The 17,532-nt window shown below is 70.3% G+C and carries 10 protein-coding genes and 2 pseudogenes; 5 read left to right on the forward strand and 7 right to left on the reverse strand.

The window, feature by feature from the left end; genetic code table 11:
• Positions 1–78: 78 nt before the first annotated feature.
• On the forward strand, positions 79–1,464 hold the full coding sequence (locus tag OHO27_RS30735; RefSeq protein WP_328428218.1) for an alpha-amylase: 1,386 nt from the start codon (positions 79–81) through the stop codon (positions 1,462–1,464).
• Positions 1,465–1,494: 30 nt separating this feature from the next.
• Here the strand turns inward: OHO27_RS30735 and OHO27_RS30740 are convergent, their stop codons facing one another.
• Entirely contained in the window at positions 1,495–1,818 is a 324-nt protein-coding gene (locus tag OHO27_RS30740; protein WP_328428219.1) for a hypothetical protein, read from the reverse strand.
• A 212-nt stretch (positions 1,819–2,030) separates the two neighbouring features.
• Here OHO27_RS30740 and pulA point away from each other — a divergent pair, with 212 nt between their 5' ends.
• From pulA to OHO27_RS30755, 3 genes are all read left to right on the forward strand, one after another.
• Positions 2,031–7,439 (forward strand): pullulanase-type alpha-1,6-glucosidase, encoded by a 5,409-nt coding sequence (gene pulA / locus OHO27_RS30745; protein ID WP_328428220.1) that lies wholly within the window; start codon positions 2,031–2,033, stop codon positions 7,437–7,439.
• Positions 7,440–7,513: 74 nt separating this feature from the next.
• Positions 7,514–9,475 (forward strand): fused response regulator/phosphatase, encoded by a 1,962-nt coding sequence (locus tag OHO27_RS30750; protein ID WP_328428221.1) that lies wholly within the window; start codon positions 7,514–7,516, stop codon positions 9,473–9,475.
• A gap of 28 nt (positions 9,476–9,503) precedes the next feature.
• Entirely contained in the window at positions 9,504–9,860 is a 357-nt protein-coding gene (locus OHO27_RS30755) for a 5-carboxymethyl-2-hydroxymuconate Delta-isomerase (RefSeq protein WP_328428222.1), read from the forward strand.
• Positions 9,861–9,890: 30 nt separating this feature from the next.
• Here the strand turns inward: OHO27_RS30755 and OHO27_RS30760 are convergent, their stop codons facing one another.
• From OHO27_RS30760 to OHO27_RS30780, 5 genes and pseudogenes are all read right to left on the reverse strand, one after another.
• The gene (locus OHO27_RS30760; protein ID WP_328428223.1) at positions 9,891–10,580 is read right to left on the reverse strand and encodes a TetR/AcrR family transcriptional regulator; all 690 of its coding nucleotides are present in this window, start codon (positions 10,578–10,580) and stop codon (positions 9,891–9,893) included.
• Positions 10,581–10,636: 56 nt separating this feature from the next.
• Complete coding sequence (locus OHO27_RS30765; RefSeq protein ID WP_328428224.1) at positions 10,637–11,662, reverse strand: PDR/VanB family oxidoreductase; 1,026 nt, start codon at positions 11,660–11,662, stop codon at positions 10,637–10,639.
• Entirely contained in the window at positions 11,662–12,558 is an 897-nt protein-coding gene (locus tag OHO27_RS30770; RefSeq protein WP_328428225.1) for a metal-dependent hydrolase, read from the reverse strand. Before OHO27_RS30770 ends, OHO27_RS30765 begins: the two co-directional genes overlap by 1 nt.
• A gap of 105 nt (positions 12,559–12,663) precedes the next feature.
• Positions 12,664–14,588, reverse strand: a pseudogene (locus tag OHO27_RS30775) (hypothetical protein).
• Positions 14,589–14,659: 71 nt separating this feature from the next.
• Positions 14,660–15,207: pseudogene (locus OHO27_RS30780) on the reverse strand (tetratricopeptide repeat protein).
• A 70-nt stretch (positions 15,208–15,277) separates the two neighbouring features.
• On the opposite strand from OHO27_RS30780, the gene OHO27_RS30785 reads away from it, so the two are divergent.
• Positions 15,278–15,709 (forward strand): hypothetical protein, encoded by a 432-nt coding sequence (locus OHO27_RS30785; protein WP_328428226.1) that lies wholly within the window; start codon positions 15,278–15,280, stop codon positions 15,707–15,709.
• 75 nt (positions 15,710–15,784) lie between these two features.
• On the opposite strand, the gene OHO27_RS30790 is transcribed toward OHO27_RS30785, so the two are convergent.
• Positions 15,785–17,359 carry a DUF1996 domain-containing protein gene (locus OHO27_RS30790; RefSeq protein WP_328428227.1) on the reverse strand — a complete coding sequence of 525 codons (1,575 nt, stop codon included), beginning with the start codon at positions 17,357–17,359 and terminating at the stop codon, positions 15,785–15,787.
• Between the last annotated feature and the right edge of the window lie 173 nt (positions 17,360–17,532).

Here is a 17,532-nt window from a genome sequence, read left to right on the forward strand (position 1 = left end):
CTGTAAACCTTTCGCGGCGGTACGTTCACGCCGGCGCCTGGCAACGACGCCTGGCCGTCATCGCAAGGAGTTACGCCTGTGATATCGAGATGGTCCGTCACCGCGACCGCGACCGTGCTCGCCGCCACCTCGGCGGCCCTGATGGCTCCCGCCACCCCCGCGTCCGCCTCCCCGCCCGGCACCAAGGACGTCACCGCGGTGATGTTCGAGTGGAACTTCGCCTCGGTCGCCAAGGAGTGCACCAGCACCCTCGGCCCCGCCGGCTACGGCTACGTCCAGGTCTCCCCGCCCGCCGAGCACATCCAGGGCTCGCAGTGGTGGACGTCGTACCAGCCCGTCAGTTACAGGATCGCCGGTCGGCTCGGGGACCGGACGGCCTTCCAGAACATGGTGAACACCTGCCACGCGGCAGGGGTGAAGGTCGTCGCCGACACCGTCATCAACCACATGTCCGCGGGCAGCGGCACCGGCACCGGCGGTTCGTCGTACACGAAGTACAACTACCCCGGCCTGTACTCCTCCTTCGACTTCGACGACTGCACCGCGCAGATCACCAACTACGCGGACCGCGCGAACGTCCAGAACTGTGAACTCGTCGGCCTCGCCGACCTCGACACCGGCGAGTCCTACGTCCGCGGGGCGATCGCCGGGTACATGAACGACCTGCTCTCCCTCGGCGTCGACGGCTTCCGCATCGACGCGGCCAAGCACATCCCGGCCGCCGACCTCGCCAACATCAAGTCGCGCCTGAGCAACCCGTCGGCCTACTGGAAGCAGGAGGTCATCTACGGCAGCGGGGAGGCCGTCCAGCCCACCGAGTACACGGGCAACGGCGACGTCCAGGAGTTCCGCTACGCCTACGACCTCAAGCGTGTCTTCAACAACGAGAACCTCGCCTACCTGAAGAACTACGGCGAGGGCTGGGGCTACATGAGCAGCGGCGTCTCCGGCGTCTTCGTCGACAACCACGACACCGAGCGCAACGGCTCCACCCTCACCTACAAGGACGGCGCCAACTACACACTGGCCAGTGTCTTCATGCTGGCCTACCCGTACGGCGCCCCCGACATCAACTCCGGCTACGAGTTCACCGACCATGACGCCGGCCCGCCCAACGGCGGTTCGGTCAACGCCTGCTGGCAGGACGGCTGGAAGTGCCAGCATGCCTGGCCGGAGATCAAGTCGATGGTCGCCTTCCGCAACGCCACGCGCGGTGAGCCGGTCACCAACTGGTGGGACAACGGCGGCGACGCCATCGCCTTCGGGCGGGGAAGCAAGGGCTACGTCGCCATCAACCACGAGTCGAGCAGCCTGACCCGCACCTACCAGACGTCCCTCGCGGCAGGTACGTACTGCAACGTGCAGAACAACACGAGCGTGACGGTGAACTCCAGCGGGCAGTTCACGGCCGCCCTCGGCTCCAACACCGCCCTGGCGATCCACGCCGGCAGGACGAGCTGCTGAGCCGTCACGCCCTGCGCACGGCCACCCCTGTCATGCCTGCACACGCCGGCGCAGGCGTGGCCGTCCGAGTATCTCGATGTACATGATCCGGCCGTTCACGACGTCGAGAATCAGATCGCCCGACGAGGGCAACAGCGGCACACCCCGATGGCCCGGGCCGTACGGCTGTCCGCCTGGATGATCCGACGTCCGGATGCTCTGGCAGAAGTCGTCCCCGCAGCCGCACTCGCCGATCATGCGGACGTCCCACACACACATGGCGAGCTCGCGTTCGCCCTCCTCCTCCAGGAGTTGGACCAGCTCGTCGACGAGCTCCGGGAAGACCTCGCGAACGAGGGGCGATTCCTGCTCCATGCGGGGACGGTAGGCAGGAGCCGGCGCGCGTGGCGACCGATTATGCGCCCTGCCCCGGCGGCTCGGACTGCTGACGTAGGGCAACTCGCCCTGCCGAGAGCCCAGCTGAAAGTTCTTACCGATGCTTTCAAGCCTCTTGCTGTAAGCCTTACGGCGGCGATACGGTCGCGCGGGGTCGGACCCACTGAGCCGTAATCGCAAGGAGCCCATCTGTGATAGCGAGATGGCCGACGCCGTCGAGGCGCCGAACCACCCATGTCGGACGGGTCGCCGCGGTCACCGTGACCGCGCTGGCCGCAGCACTCGTCCAGCCCCTCGCGGCGCGGGCGGACGCCCCGCCGCCGCCCCCGTCCGACGCCAGGCTCGCGGCCGAGCCCGCCCGACACGAGGCCACCCGCGACCAGTTCTACTTCGTCCTGCCGGACCGTTTCGCCAATGGCGACGCGAGCAACGACAAGGGCGGCCTGACCGGTTCCCGCCTCTCCACCGGCCACGACCCCACCGACAAGGGCTTCTACCAGGGCGGCGACCTCAAGGGGCTGACCAAGCGCCTCGACTACATCAAGGGTCTCGGCACCACCGCCATCTGGATGGCGCCGATCTTCAAGAACCAGCCCGTGCAGGGCACCGGCGCCAACGCCTCCGCCGCCTACCACGGCTACTGGATCACCGACTTCACCCAGGTCGACCCGCACTTCGGCACCAACAAGGACCTTCAGACCCTCATCTCCAAGGCGCACGCCAAGGGCATGAAGGTCTTCTTCGACGTCATCACCAACCACACGGCCGATGTCGTCGACTACGAGGAGAAGTCGTACGACTACCTCTCCAAGGGTGCCTTCCCGTACCTGACGAAGGACGGCAAGCCCTTCGACGACGCCGACTACGCGGACGGGAAGTCCGGGTTCCCGGCGGTCGGCACCGGCTCCTTCCCGCGCACGCCGACCGTCGCCGCCGCGAAGAAGAACGTCAAGGTCCCGTCGTGGCTCAACGACCCGGCGATGTACCACAACCGCGGCGACTCCACCTTCGCCGGTGAGAGCTCCACCCACGGCGACTTCGGCGGCCTCGACGACCTGTGGACCGAGCGTCCCGAGGTCGTCGGCGGCATGGAGAAGATCTACCAGCGCTGGGTCAGGGACTTCGACATCGACGGCTTCCGGATCGACACCGTGAAGCACGTCAACATGGAGTTCTGGACCCAGTGGGCCACGGCGCTGGACTCCTACGCCGCCAAGCAGGGCCGCGACGACTTCTTCATGTTCGGCGAGGTGTACTCCGCCGACACGTCGGTCACGTCGCCGTACGTCACCGACGGCCGCCTCGACGCCACGCTCGACTTCCCGTTCCAGGAGGCGGCCCGGCAGTACGCCTCCCAGGGCGGCAGCGCGCAGAAGCTGGCGTCCGTCTTCGGCGACGACTACAAGTACACGACCGACAAGGCCAACGCGTACGAGCAGGTCACCTTCCTCGGCAACCACGACATGGGCCGCATCGGGTACTTCCTGAACCAGGACAACCCGAAGGCGACCGACGCCGAGCTGCTGAAGAAGGACGAGCTCGCCAACGAGCTGATGTTCCTCAGCCGCGGCAACCCGGTCGTCTACTACGGCGACGAGCAGGGCTTCACCGGCGCCGGCGGCGACAAGGACGCCCGCCAGACCCTGTTCGCCTCGAAGACCGCCGACTACCTCGACGACGACCAGCTCGGCACCGACCGCACGCACGCGAGCGACGCCTACGACACGAGCGCGCCGCTGTACCGGCAGATCGCCGAACTGTCCGCACTCCGCAAGGCCAACCCGGCTCTCGCCGACGGAATCCAGACCGAGCGGTACGCGGCCGACGGCGCCGGGATCTACGCCTTCTCGCGCACCGCCGCCAAGTCGGGCACGGAGTACGTGGTCGCGTTCAACAACGCGGGCGAGGCGAGGACGGCGACCTTCGCCACCGGTTCGGCCGGCATGACGTTCAAGGGGATCCACGGAACGCGCGACGCGGTCAGGAGTGACGCCGACAAGAAGATCACCGTCACCGTCCCGGCCGGCTCGGCGATCGTCCTCAAGGCGACCGGCAGGCCCGCGAAGCCCGCCACCGCACCGACCCTGACCCTCAAGGCCCCCGCAGCCGGCGCCACCGGCACGGTGGAGCTCGGCGCGGACGTCGACGGCGGACACCTCAACCGCGTCGTGTTCGCAGCCCAGGTCGGCAACGGCAAGTGGCGGACCCTCGGCTCCGCCGACCACGCCCCGTACAAGGTCACGCAGGCCATCGGGAAGGACGTACCCGCCGCAACGGCCCTGCGCTACAAGGCCGTCGTCATCGACTCGGCCGGCCGCACCGCCAGTGCCACGGCGGCCTCCACCACCGGCACCCCGCCCGCCCCTGAGATCCCCAGCGCCGCTTCCCGCGACTACGCGGTCGTCCACTACAAGCGCACCGACGGCGACTACGCGAACTGGGGCCTGTACGCCTGGGGCGACCTGGCCGACGGCGAGTCCACGAACTGGCCGGACAGCCACCCCTTCGTCGGCCGTGACGTGTACGGCGCCTTCGCCTACGTCAAGCTGAAGCCGGGAGCGACGAACGTCGGCTTCCTCGTCATCGACAAGGACGGCAACAAGGACGTCTCCGCCGACCGCGCGATCGACCTCACCAAGACCGGCGAGATCTGGATCGAGCAGGGCAAGGAGGCCGTCCGCACCGAGAAGCCCGCGGCCGACTATCCGGCGCCGGACAAGTCCAAGGCAGTCCTGCACTACCACCGCGCCGACGGCAGCTACGACGGCTGGGGCCTGCACACCTGGACGGGTGCCGCGAACCCCACCGAGTGGTCGAACCCCCTGAAGCCGGTCAAGACTGATGCCTATGGTGCGGTTTTCGAGGTACCGCTCACCGACGGTGCCACCAGCCTCAGCTACATCCTCCACAAGGGCGACGAGAAGGACCTGCCCACCGACCAGTCCCTCGACCTCACCGCGAACGGCCATGAGGTGTGGCTGTTGAGCGGCCAGGAGAAGTACCTGCTCCCGCAGCCCGCGGGCTCCGCGGCGGCGCTCGACCTGAGCACCTCCAAGGCGGTCTGGATCGACCGGAACACGGTCGCCTGGAAGGGCTCCGAGGCCGCTGCCTCCACCCAGCTGCTCTACAGCCGGGACGGGGGGATCGCGGTCAAGGACGGCACGCTGACCGGTGACGCCAAGTGGCTGCGCCTGTCCAAGAGCTCCCTCACCGACGCCCAGAAGGCGCAGTTCCCGCACCTCAAGGACTACCCCGCCTGGTCCGTCGACCCGCGCGACCGCGACCGGGTCCGCGAGGCCCTCTCCGGCCAGGTCGTCGCCTCGCAGCGGGCCGCGACCGGCGCCGTGCTCGCGGCGACCGGCGTCCAGATCGCCGGCGCGCTCGACGACCTGTACTCCGGGGCGACCAAGGCCGACCTCGGGCCGACCTTCGACAAGGGCCGTCCGACGCTGTCCGTCTGGGCGCCCACGGCACAGTCGGTCAAGCTGGAGATCGGCGACTCGACGGTCGCCATGAAGCGGAACGCCGGCACCGGCGTCTGGTCCGTCACCGGCCCGGGATCCTGGAAGGGCAAGCCCTACCGGTACGTCGTCAAGGTCTGGGCGCCCAGTGTCCAGAAGGTCGTCACCAACAAGGTCACCGACCCCTACTCGGTCGCCCTGACCACCGACTCCGAGCGCAGCCTCGTCGTCGACCTGGGCGACAGGTCCCTCGCGCCGAGCGGCTGGTCCTCCTACACCAAGCCCAGGGCCGTACCGCTGAAGGACGCCCAGATCCAGGAGCTGCACGTCCGGGACTTCTCCGTCGAGGACCGGACGGCGAAGGACCGCGGCACCTACCTCGCCTTCACGGACAAGGACAGCGACGGCTCCAAGCACCTGCGTGAGCTGGCGAAGGCGGGCACGTCGTACGTCCACCTGCTGCCGGCCTTCGACATCGCCACGATCCCCGAACGCCGGGAGGACCAGGCGACCGTCGGCTGCGACCTCGCCTCCTTCCCGGCCGACTCCGACAAGCAGCAGGAGTGCGTGTCGAAGGCCGCCGCGAAGGACGCCTACAACTGGGGCTACGACCCGTACCACTACACGGTCCCCGAGGGCTCGTACGCCACCGACCCGGACGGCACCCGCCGCACGGTCGAGTTCCGCAGGATGGTCAAGGCGCTGAACGAGGACGGCCTGCGGGTCGTCATGGACGTCGTCTACAACCACACGGCGGCCAGCGGCCAGGCGGACACCTCCGTCCTCGACCGGATCGTCCCCGGCTACTACCAGCGCCTCCTCGCCGACGGCTCGGTCGCCAACAGCACCTGCTGCGCCAACACGGCCACCGAGAACGCCATGATGGGCAAGCTGGTCGTCGACTCGATCGTCACCTGGGCCAAGCAGTACAAGGTCGACGGCTTCCGCTTCGACCTGATGGGCCACCACCCGAAGGCCAACATCCTCGCGGTCCGCAAGGCCCTCGACGCGCTGACCCCGGCCAAGGACGGCGTCGACGGCAAGAAGATCATCCTGTACGGCGAGGGCTGGAACTTCGGCGAGGTCGCCGACGACGCCCGCTTCACGCAGGCCACCCAGAAGAACTTGGCCGGCACCGGCATCGCGACCTTCTCCGACCGGGCGCGGGACGCCGTACGCGGCGGCGGCCCCTTCGACGAGGACCCCGGCGTCCAGGGCTTCGCGTCCGGGCTGTTCACCGAGCCCAACTCGTCGGAGAACAACGGCACTTCCGAGGAGCAGAAGGCCCGGCTGCTGCACTACCAGGACCTGATCAAGGTCGGCCTGTCCGGCAACCTCGCCCAGTACCGGTTCACCGACACCGCCGGCAAGGAGGTCACCGGCGCCGAGGTCGACTACAACGGCCAGCCGGCCGGGTACGCGGACGCCCCCGGCGACGCCCTCGCCTACGCGGACGCGCACGACAACGAGTCGCTTTTCGACGCGCTCGCGTTCAAGCTGCCGAAGGACACGTCCGCCGCCGACCGGGCCCGTATGCAGGTCCTCGCCATGGCCACGGCCACCCTGTCGCAGGGGCCGGCCCTCTCCCAGGCCGGCACCGACCTGCTGCGCTCCAAGTCGCTGGACCGCAACTCCTACGACAGCGGCGACTGGTTCAACGCCATCCACTGGAACTGCGCCGACGGCAACGGCTTCGGGCGGGGGCTGCCGCCGGCGGCCGACAACCAGTCCAAGTGGCCGTACGCCAAGCCCCTGCTGAGCACCGTGAAGGTGGGATGCGAGCAGATCGAGGGGGCCTCGGCGGCCTACCGGGACCTGCTGAGCATCCGTTCGACGGAGAGTGCCTTCTCCCTCGGTACGGCCGGGCAGGTGCAGTCGAAGCTGTCGTTCCCGCTGTCCGGGAAGGACGAGACGCCCGGCGTGATCACCATGCGGCTCGGTGACCTGGTCGTCGTCTTCAACGCGACGCCCCAGAAGCAGGAGCAGCGGATCGCCTCGCTGGCCGGCGAGGGCTATCGACTGCATTCGGTGCAGGCCTCGGGCGCGGACCCTATCGTCAAGTCCTCGTCCTACGAGCGCGAATCCGGCACGTTCGCCGTTCCGGGTCGTACTGTCGCCGTCTTCTCACGGGCCCTTTGATACCGCACTAAGTTGAGTGGGGCGGACCCGGTCACGGGCCCGCCCCACTCGTGCGTATCCAAGGGCTCCCGACGATGGACGGTTTCGGCAAGCAGTCGGGCACGACCGTGATGGTCGTCGACGACGTCTCGACCAACCGCTTCGCCATGGGCGCCGTGCTGCGCCGCGCGGGCCATGACGTCGTTCCGGTCGCGAGCGCGGGGGAGGCGCTGAGCGAGCTCGACATACGGCTGCGTGCCGGCGCCCTGCCCGACGTGGCCCTCGTCGACGTGGGGCTGCCGGACATGAGCGGCTTCGAACTGTGCCGCCTGGTCAAGGCCCGGCCGTCCATGGCCGCGCTGCCCGTCGTCCACTTCTCCGCCATGGCCGTGGACCCGGGGGACCGGTGCCGGGGTCTCGACGCGGGCGCCGACGCCTACCTGACCGTGCCGGCCGAGCCGAGCGAGATCGAGGCCGTTGTACGGGCTGCCGTGCGCGGGGCGCGCCGGCGCGGTGCGGCCGAGGTGCTCGCGCACCGGCTGACGCTGCTGTCGGAGGCGATCGTCACCGTGCAGACCGCGCGCTGTCTGGGGGAGCTGGCCGACGCCGCCGCCGCGGGCACGGCCCGGCTCACCGGCACGCCCGCCGTCGTCTTCGTGATCGGGCCGGGCGGCGAGCCGCACTGGGGCAGTTCCCTGCGCCTGCCCCGGGGCGACGGCTTCGCCCGTCCGGCAGGCACCCCCACCGCAGTGCCCGACACCGCCCCGCAGGTCGCGGCGGCACGCATGATCACGCGGATCGCGGAGGGCCGGACCGGGCGGACCGGGGTGTACAGCACGACCGTGCCCGCCTCGCTGTGGCCCGCCGGCTTCTTCCGGCCCGGCGTCCGTGAGGACGCCCGCCTGGTCCTGGCGTTCACCGAGGAGGGCCGCACGTCGGTGTGCGTCGCCATGCCCGTACCACCGGCCGCCGCACCGGTCCCGGCGCCGGCCCCGCCATCGGCCCGGCGCCCGCAGACCGGGCCACGCACCGGACCGACTCGGGCGTACGACCGACTCACGCCCCAGGGCCCGCACGCCGGGGTGCTCGCCGAGCCGATTCCGGTGTACGTCCCCTTCGCGGCCCATCGCCCGCGGCCCGACCTGCTCGCCGAGCCGATGCCCGCGTACGGCCCCCTCGCGCCCCAGCGCCCGCGCAACGGGGTTCCCGCCGCACCGATGCCGGCGTACGACTCGCCGGCGGCCCGGCGTCCGCCGGCCGCACCGGCCGCCGCCGCGGACCCGCCCGACGACGACCTTCTCGCCCGGCTCGCCCAGGCCACCGCGCTCGCCGCCGAGCCGCTGCTGATGTACCAGGCGGAGCGGCAGATCGCGCTCACCCTGCAGCACAGCTTCCTGCCCCAGCCGTACCGGCTGCCCGCGCTGCCCGGCGTGAAGGTCGTCGTCCGGTATGTTCCCGCGTCCCGGCAGGCCGAGATCGGCGGGGACTTCTACGCCGCCCTGCGCACCCGGGAGGGGGTGCTCACCGCGGTCGGGGACGTCGTCGGGCACTCGCTCGACGCGGCCACCGTCATGGTCGAGATCCGGCACGCGCTGCGCGCCTACTGCGTCGAGGAGAGCGACCCGGGCGCGCTGGCCGAACGGCTCGACCGGATGCTCGTGCACTACCACCCCGACGTCACCGCCACGGTCTGCCTGGCCCTGGTCGACCCCGGCACCGGACGCGGCCGTATCGCCAACGCGGGCCACATCCCGCCGCTGGTCGTGCGGGACGGGGGCGGCGCCGAGTACGTCCCCGTGGACGGTCCGCTGCTCGGCCTCGGCCTTCGGCGGCCGGCGCCCACCGAACTGGTGCTGACCCCGGCCGACCGTCTGCTCATGGTCACCGACGGCCTGATCGAGAGCCGCGGCACCGACCTCGACGTCTCCCTGAAGCGGCTCCGCACGGCCGCCGCCGACGCCCCGCCCGGCGTGGACGCCCTGTGCGACACCCTGCTGGACCACTTCGGACGGGACCAGGAGGACGACATCGCGATGCTGGCACTGCGGTTAGGGTGAGCGCTGCCGACCCAGAACAGGAGTGCTCATGCCGCAGATCACCGTCGACTACTCGGAACAGCTGGCGGACGACTTCGACCGGCCCGGCTTCGCCCGGGCGCTGCACACCGCCGTGGTCGAGATCGCGGCCGCCAAGCCGCCCGCGTGCAAGACACAGTTCCGCAGGACCGAGAACACCACCGTCGGCGACGACACCGACGGACACGGCGTCGTGCACGTCACCATGGGCCTGCTGGCCGGGCGTACGGACGAGACGAAGGCCCGACTCACCGAGACCGTCCTGGAGTTGGTGCGCCGGCACCTGAAGCCGGCCGACGGGCTCGCGCTGCACGTGTCCGCCGAGGTGCGCGACCTCGACCCCTCCTACCGCAAGTCCGAGAGCTGAGCCGTCGGCCGGAGTCCGCTCAGGATCCGCTCAGGACGCCAGGGCGATCAGCCGGGTCACCAGGTCGCTGAACGGCCCGTCGCCCGGCTCGTCCTTGAGCATGCTGCGCAGCAGCTCGCCCATCTCGTCGTCGTGCGCCGCGCTCACCGCCGCGAGCGCGGCGAAGTCGTGCACGAGCTGGACCTCCAGCTCGCCGCGCGGGATGCGGCGGCCGTCCAGCCAGATCAGCGCCGTCGACTCGGCGAGCGAGATCCAGGAACGGATGACCAGTTCCAGGCGCGCGGGCGGATTCTCCACCCGCAGATGCGAAAGGATTTGGACATACGCGGCCTGCCGCACGGAGTCGATGAGCGCGTTCGTCGCCGTCGAGCCGACGGCCGGGCCGCCCCGCATCAGCGCCGAGAAACCCGGCCCGTGCTCGTCGACGAAGTCGAAGAAGCGGCGCATCACCCGCAGCAGCCGCGCCCCCAGCGGCCCGTCCGGCGGCTCGACGAAACGGCCCGCCAGTTCGTCTGAGGCACGCTTCAACGCGGCCTCGTACAGGCTGAGTTTGCCGGGAAAGTAGTGATAGACCAGCGGGCGCGAGATGCCCGCGGCCGACGCTATCTCGTCGATGGAGACGTCGTCGGGCGAGCGCTGGCTGAACAGTTCGAGGGCGACGCCGATCAACTGCTGCCGTCGCTCCTCGACTCCCATTCTTCGGCGTACCCCGGTAGTCATGCGAACACCTTACCGATCGAATCAGGCCGGGAACGGCCCGGACCGATCGTCGGCGTTCACAGATCCAGTACGAGCCGATCACCTCGCGCCCGCGACACACAGATCAGCATGGAGTCGGACCGCTCCGCATCGGTCAGCAGTTCGTCCCGGTGGTCCACCTCGCCCTCCAGCACCCGCTGTTGGCAGGTCCCGCAGAAGCCCTGTTCGCAGGAGTAGGCCGTGTCGGGCAACTCCGCACGCACGGCGGCCAGCACGGTCGAGTCGGCGGGTACGGTCAACGTCCGCTTGCTGCGCCGGAGTTCGACCTCGAAAGCGCCGCCCGCCGAGGAGCGGGGTGTGAACCGCTCCAGGTGGACACCCGGGAACCGCTTCTCCACCGCGGCCATCAGCCCCTGAGGACCACAGCAGAAGACGGCGGCCCCGTCGGGCACGTCCGCGAGGAGCGCGCCGAGATCCGGGACGCCCTCCACGACAGTCACCCGGCCCCCGCCGCCCAGCTTCTCGACCTCCTCCAGGAACGGCATCGAGGCACGGTCGCGTCCGCAGTACAGCAGCCGCCACTCGACGCCGTCGGGCAGCGTCCGCAGCATCGGCAGGACCGGCGTGATCCCGATGCCGCCCGCGACGAACACGTACGACGAGGCCGCGACCAGCGGGAACCGGTTCCGTGGCCCCCGCACCTCCAGCTCCGTCCCCTCCCGCACCTGCTCGTGCACCTCGCGCGAGCCGCCCCGCCCGTCCGGGACCAGCCTGGTCGCCACCGTGTACGACGAGGTGTCCTGCGGGTCGCCGCACAGCGAGTACTGCCGCACGAGCCCCGACGGCAGCACGACGTCGAGATGCGCGCCGGGCTCCCAGCGCGGCAAGTCGCGCCCCTCCAGCCGTAGTTGTACGACCCCCTCGGCGACCTCTTCGCGCGAGGTCACCAGCAGGCGCAGCGCCCGCGACCGGGGCCGCCCGGAGGTCGGCTCCTCCAGGGCGGGCATTGGCCACAGCGGCGACACCTGGATCCGGCGCCGCATCGCCCGCCGGGCCAGCAGGGCGGCACCGGCGACGACGGCGAGGGTACGGAGCTTCGGCATCAGGCGGCACCCTTCGCGGACTTCTCGGCGGTCTCGGCGGCCAGCGCGGCCGGGGAGGAGGCCAGATAGGCGACGGCCTGCTCGGTGGAGCCCTCCTGGGAGGGGTGGTAGCTCCGGCTCAGATAGCGGGGGATGGACCTGAGCATGTCCCCGGTCGAGGGGAGCGTGCCCCGCCTGCCCCGGACGTAGAAGTCCTTGAAGCTTGCGCGGCCGTCCGCCAGCGTCGGGTCGTTCTCCATGAAGAAGCGCGACCCGCGCTGCCACAGGAAGACAATGGCGCTGAAGGCGGTCGCCCAGGTCCGCACCCGCCGCCGGTAGCCCCCGTCGACGTGCATGAACAGGTCGAACGCGACCGACCGGTGCTCGACCTCCTCGGCACCGTGCCAGCGCAGCAGGTCCAGCATGGTCGGGTCGGCGCCCCTGCGGTCCAGCTCCTCGGCGTTGAGCACCCAGTCGCCGAGGAAGGCGGTGTAGTGCTCGATGGCCGCGATGAGCGCGACCCGCTCCATCAGCCACCAGCGGCGCGCGCGGCCCGGCGGCAGCGTGCGGTCGCCGAGCAGCTTCTCGAAGAACCAGTCGACCTGCGCGGTGTACGGCGTCGGGTCCAGCCCCTGCTCCCGCAGATGCGGCAGCACCTCGTCATGGGCCTGCGAGTGCATGGCCTCCTGCCCGATGAACCCCATGACGTCCTCGCGGAGCCGCTCGTCCCGGATGTAGGGCAGCACCTGCTTGTAGACGTGCACGAACCACCGTTCACCGGCGGGCAGGAGTAGATGCAGCACGTTGATGGTGTGCGTGGTGAACGGATCGCCGGGCACCCAGTGCAGCGGGGTGGCGTCCCAGGAGAAGGACACCTTGCGGGCCTTGAGGGGTATCCGGTCCTGCGTGTTAGACATGGCGTCAATGTACTGACGGGTAGGGCCGTGGTGAACCCTTGTGCACGGCCCTATTTACATTTGTGTCAGCAAGCCAGGTCTCACTGAGGTCGTCTCACCGGGATCTCACTGAAGCCCGCTGATCGAGCGCCCGCTCTGCAGCGTGCCCTTCAACTCGGCCTGCGCGCCCTGCTCGGTCCGCACGGCCAGTTGGCTGCCCTCGGCGCTGCCGCGGACCCCGCCGGTGGCCCGGATCGACTCCGTGTCCCGGGTGCCCGCCGCCAGCAGATACCAGCTGCCCGCCTGCGCCTTCCACAACACACCGGCCAGCACATGGGGATCGCGCTGTCCGCACGCCGGCACGTTCTGGGCCTTCGCCACCACCGCGGCCTGCGGCGTGCCCGGCGTCCGGAACTGGGCCAGCACCCGCTCCCCGCCGCCCCGCCAGGTCTCGGCGCGCGTGCACACCCAGTCCGCCGTGCCGGTCCCGTCGGGAAGCGTCTGCTGCGCGAACGACCAGGCGTTGACCGTCCGCACGCCCGCGGAGCGCAGCGCGCCCAGCCAGCAGGAGTACGGCGCCCAGGTGTGCAGGGCCTGCGCGCCGGTCACGTCCTTGGACTCCCCGGGGCGGCCGGTGGTGAGGCGGGCCGGGACCAGCTCGGAGAGGTCGGTCAGCAGTCGGGTGCCGGCGCTGTCGGTCAGCTGCAGGGCGTTCCACGAGGAGCATGTGCCGGTCTGCTGGGTGGTGGGGCTCGCCATCGGCGAGGTGACCCCCTCGGTCACGGCGAGGTCCATCGCGCCCGCACCCGGCTTCAGCAGGTCCCGCTCGGCCGCGCGCTTCACCCAGGGCGCCATCAGAAAGCGGACGTTGCCGTCGGCCCGGCTCAGCACCACCGCGCTCGCCTCCGACCTGGTCGCGTTGTCGACGCGGGAGAAGTCCAGGGCGGCGCCGGCCGTGCCGTCCGTCGGCTCGGCGTAGCGGGCGATGCGCAGACCGTCGTAGAGGATCACCACGCGCGCGGTGTCGACGGTCCCCGCGTACAGCAGCTGCGGTGCCCCGGCCGGGCCGCCGGACGGGGTGCCGGGCGTCGCCGAGACCGTGACCTTCTCGCCGGGGCGGGCCCAGACGGCGAGGGCGCGGCGCAGCAGGGCCGAGTCGCCGGTGAGGTCGCCGCGCGCGGGCCACACCGAGAAGTCGGTGCGGGCGGCCGACTGCCAGGCCAGCGGCGGGACCTTCGTCAGCTGGGCCGGGTCGAGGGCGGCCTCGGCCGCCGGGTTCTGCGCGTACGAGGGGGCGGCGGGGCCGTCGGGGCCCCAGCCCTCGCCGGGCAGGCCGAGCAGCGCCCCGCACACCAGGAGGGCGGCCCCGGCGGCGAGCGCGGCCTTCGTGTGCTGCCTGCGCCGCATCAGGTCGGTCGGCCGGGCCTGGAGCGAGCAGGGGTCGAACTCGGGGGAGTCGAGCAGCTTGGCCTGGGCCGGGACGGTGCCGGCCTCCTCCAGCGCGTCGTCGACGTCCTCGACGCCGGCCGCCGTCAGGACGTCGCGCACCTCGCCGTCCGCGAGCTTCTCCAGGCCGCGCAGGACGTAGGCCGCCCGAGCCGGGCCGGACAGCGCCGACAACTGCTGGTCCAGGGCGAGCTCGTCGGCGCCGCCCGACCGGGGGAAGAGGCGCAGTCCCCAGACCTGGGGCAGCAGGGGTGGCAGCTGGGAGCGCTTGGGCCAGGCCGGGCGCCGCAGCGGCAGGCCCGCCTCCAGCGCCGTACGCACGACCCGGAGCCGCAGGAAGGCGTACCCGGGGTCGCTGTCGCGGCCCGTCGACTGGGCCGGGATCGCGGGCGTCGGTGCCGTCCGGCCACGGGGCAGCGCGCGCTGGGTGAGGAGTGCGCGGTCACCACGCGCCGGTTGCGGCCGAGGCTCGGCGGCAGCACCAGGTAGGCGAGCCGGACGAGCCGCGGATAGTGCTCGACGAGCGCGGCCTCGGCCCGCTCGACGTCGACGACCGGCTCGGCGGAGGGGGGTGCGGGGCGCGGGGCGACATCCTGTGACTGCACGTTCAGCAGAACGAGCGAATCGGCGGTTGGTCACCGCCGCGCGACACCGCCCGGCGCGCAGCCGTGCCAGCTCAGTCGTCGGACTCCAGCAGGGCGCGGGCGTAGTTCCCCATGGAGCGCTGGTAGCGCGGCAGATGGGGGCGAGGGCGCACAGTACGAGGGACAGGCCTTCGCGATCACGTCCGAGGCTCGACAGGCACAGCGCCAGCGTCGCCCGTACCGCGTCGTCCAGTTCGTCGGAGGGCGCGTCCAGCTCGGGCGTCAGCAGCTTGACGCCCTCCTCGGCCTGGCCGACGTTCCGCAGCGAGCTGGACAGCTGGATCTTGGCGCGCCGGCCCTTGTAGCCGCTCAGCCCGCCCGCGAGAGCCTCCCGGTACAGCGGCACCGCCTTGTCCGAGTGGCCCGTCGAGTCCCAGGCGCACGCCTGCTCGAAGGAGCCCAGGGGGCTGTCGTGCGGCAGTTCGGCGACCAGGGCGTCGATGACGGCGCGGAAGTCGGCGGCGGCCTCCTCGTGGCTGTCGAAGGTTGCCCATGCGGCGGTCACGCGATCTTCCCAGTCCTTGTCCACCGAGTCACACTCGCACACCCGTGCCCGTGAGAGCCTCTGATTTGAGCGCATCGCACACCACAGCCGTATGGGAGACGAGGGCCCCCGTCGGGGCTCTGTGCGGCATGGACCGGAGGAACCGATGACATTGACCCGACCGATGCTCGCGCTGACCGGCGCGGTGGCGGTGCTCGCGCTGGCCGGCTGTGGCTCCGGCGGCGACAAGGAGGCCGAGGTGCCGAAGACGGCGACCGGCAGCCTGGAGCATCTGGCGGCCATGGCGAAGTGCGACCCGAACATGCAGACCGACGCTGACGAGCTCCGCCAGGCCATCTGCAAGACCGGCAAGGAGAAGTACATCCTCGCCACCTTCGCCACGGACCGCGGCCAGGCCGAGTGGCTGGCCGGCGCGAAGGACTACGGCGGCTACTACCTCGTCGGCCGCAAGTGGGTCGCCGTGGGTCAGGAGAACACGGTCACGACGCTGCAGAGCAAGCTGGGCGGGACCATGGAGGAGGGTTCCGCGCACATGAACCCCGGTGGCAGTCACAACAAGGGCGGCCACCACAGCTGACCGCGCGGACCCGGACGGACGAAAGCCGGCGGTGGGAATTCCCACCGCCGGCTTTCGTTTACCGGTTCAGGACTGCTACTGGCAGTTCTGGCCGCTGTTGATGCAGTCGACCACCTCGTTCATCGTGTTCTCGTCGAAGAAGTTGATGAAGTCGTTGTGGTCGGTGATCGCCTTGTGCAGCTGGTCCGGGAAGGAGTCCACCGCGAAGGCGTTCTGGACCTGTCCGTCCTGGATCTGCGGGGCCTGGACGTCGTAGACCAGGCGGACCTGGAGCTGGGGGATCGCCTGGAAGCCGTTGGCGCAGGTGCCGTCGCCCTGGACGAACGACACGTGCGTACGGTGGTTGGCGCTGTCGATGTTCTGACCGTCCCAGCAGCTCTGGAAGTTGGACGTCCGCACCACGGAGCTGCCCTCGGGGCAGATCGGGAGCTTGTCGTGCAGCTGGACCTGGTCCTCGAAGCCGGTGCAGCTCCAGTTGGCGTTGGCGTTGGCGTTGCCGTTGACGAAGGCCTTGGCGTCACCGGTGATGATGCGCAGGGCCTCAGGCATCGCGACGACCTCGCTCGTCTTGTTGCCGACGAACTTCAGCTCTGCTTCGCTGGCCTCGACGATCGTGCCGACGTTGCCGTCCTGACCGCCGCCCGGGGCGTTCGCGTCGATGTCGTTCTGACCGTCCTGCACCCGCAGCACCGGCCAGAAGTACGACGACTTGTCACCCTGGTTCTGGCAGGTGGTGTCGCCGTTCGCCAGGTCCTGGTCGCTCGCGAAAGCGTTGTTGGCCTGGTTGCCGACGTAGTCGTGCTGGTGCTGCGCACCGTTGCTGACACCGGGAGCGACGATCACGTTGTCCGAGTTGCGGTTCTCGTTCTGGTTGACGCCGCAGTTCGTGGTGAAGCTGCCGGTCGAACCGCTGTCCCCGTTCGCGGGGAGGCCGTTCGCGCCGACGCCCAGCTGCGCGTTGCCCTGGACCTGCGTGATGTCGACGAAGTCGTCCGCCGACGGACCGTTGCCGGCCTGCCCGCCGTTGCCGCCCTGGTCCTGTCCGCCGCCGTCCTGGCCGCCCTGGTCCTGACCGTCGTTGTTCTGGTCCTGACCGTCCTGGTTCTGGTCCTGACCGTCGTTGTTCTGGTCCTGACCGTCCTGGTCCCCGCCCTGCTGGCCGTCGTTGGTCTCAGGCTGCTCGGCCGGGACGCCCTGGCACTGGGCGAGCTGGTCGAGGCTCTGAGGGCGCTGGCCGCCGGCCCGGTTGATGTTGATACCGATCCGGTCGAGCGTGGCCACGCGCTTGGACTTCAACGGGCCCAGAATGGCGTTGTTGACGTAGTTGGCGTCCCCCGCCTGGGCCTGCCGCGTCTCGGCGAGACGCTTATAGGCATCCGTGACCTGCCTGTCCAGCAGCGCCAGCTCCTTGGCGACGCCCTTGCGCGCGCTCCTGGGCACCTTCGTCAGCTTCTGGCCGACATCAGGGCAGTTGATCGTCGCGACCCGGGCATTCGTGGACTTCGTCTGGTTCCACCCAGAGTTGTCCTCGTGCGCCGAGGCATAGAAGTTGGCCCATACAAGCCCGCCCCCACCGAGCGCTAGGGCTGCCGATGCGGCAATGGCCTTGGTGGCCAGCGGCGTACGGCGTTTTCTTGTGTTGCGTCCCATGGAACTCCTCTGACTTCCTTTTTCGGGGGCATCGAGGGCGCCCGACAGGAGTGAAGCGGCTCCCTTTGATACGGAGGTCGTCCCAGGGGTGTTCAGCAGTCCCGGAAATTGTTGAGAGATTCGTGAGAACGCTGTGTGCTCAACCGGCTCTGAAATACCAGGAGTTGTTGATC

It is taken from the genome of Streptomyces sp. NBC_00443, assembly GCF_036014175.1.
GTDB lineage: Bacteria > Actinomycetota > Actinomycetes > Streptomycetales > Streptomycetaceae > Streptomyces.

What these genes read in the sequence shown, in the direction of transcription:
- OHO27_RS30740 (WP_328428219.1), bottom strand. Translation starts at nt 1,818, where the DNA reads ATGGAGCAGGAATCGCCCCTCGTTCGCGAGGTCTTCCCGGAGCTCGTC.
- OHO27_RS30765 (WP_328428224.1), bottom strand. Translation starts at nt 11,662, where the DNA reads ATGCCGAAGCTCCGTACCCTCGCCGTCGTCGCCGGTGCCGCCCTGCTG.
- OHO27_RS30770 (WP_328428225.1), bottom strand. Translation starts at nt 12,558, where the DNA reads ATGTCTAACACGCAGGACCGGATACCCCTCAAGGCCCGCAAGGTGTCC.
- OHO27_RS30790 (WP_328428227.1), bottom strand. Translation starts at nt 17,359, where the DNA reads ATGGGACGCAACACAAGAAAACGCCGTACGCCGCTGGCCACCAAGGCC.
- OHO27_RS30750 (WP_328428221.1), top strand. Translation starts at nt 7,514, where the DNA reads ATGGACGGTTTCGGCAAGCAGTCGGGCACGACCGTGATGGTCGTCGAC.
- OHO27_RS30760 (WP_328428223.1), bottom strand. Translation starts at nt 10,580, where the DNA reads ATGACTACCGGGGTACGCCGAAGAATGGGAGTCGAGGAGCGACGGCAG.
- OHO27_RS30755 (WP_328428222.1), top strand. Translation starts at nt 9,504, where the DNA reads ATGCCGCAGATCACCGTCGACTACTCGGAACAGCTGGCGGACGACTTC.
- OHO27_RS30785 (WP_328428226.1), top strand. Translation starts at nt 15,278, where the DNA reads ATGACATTGACCCGACCGATGCTCGCGCTGACCGGCGCGGTGGCGGTG.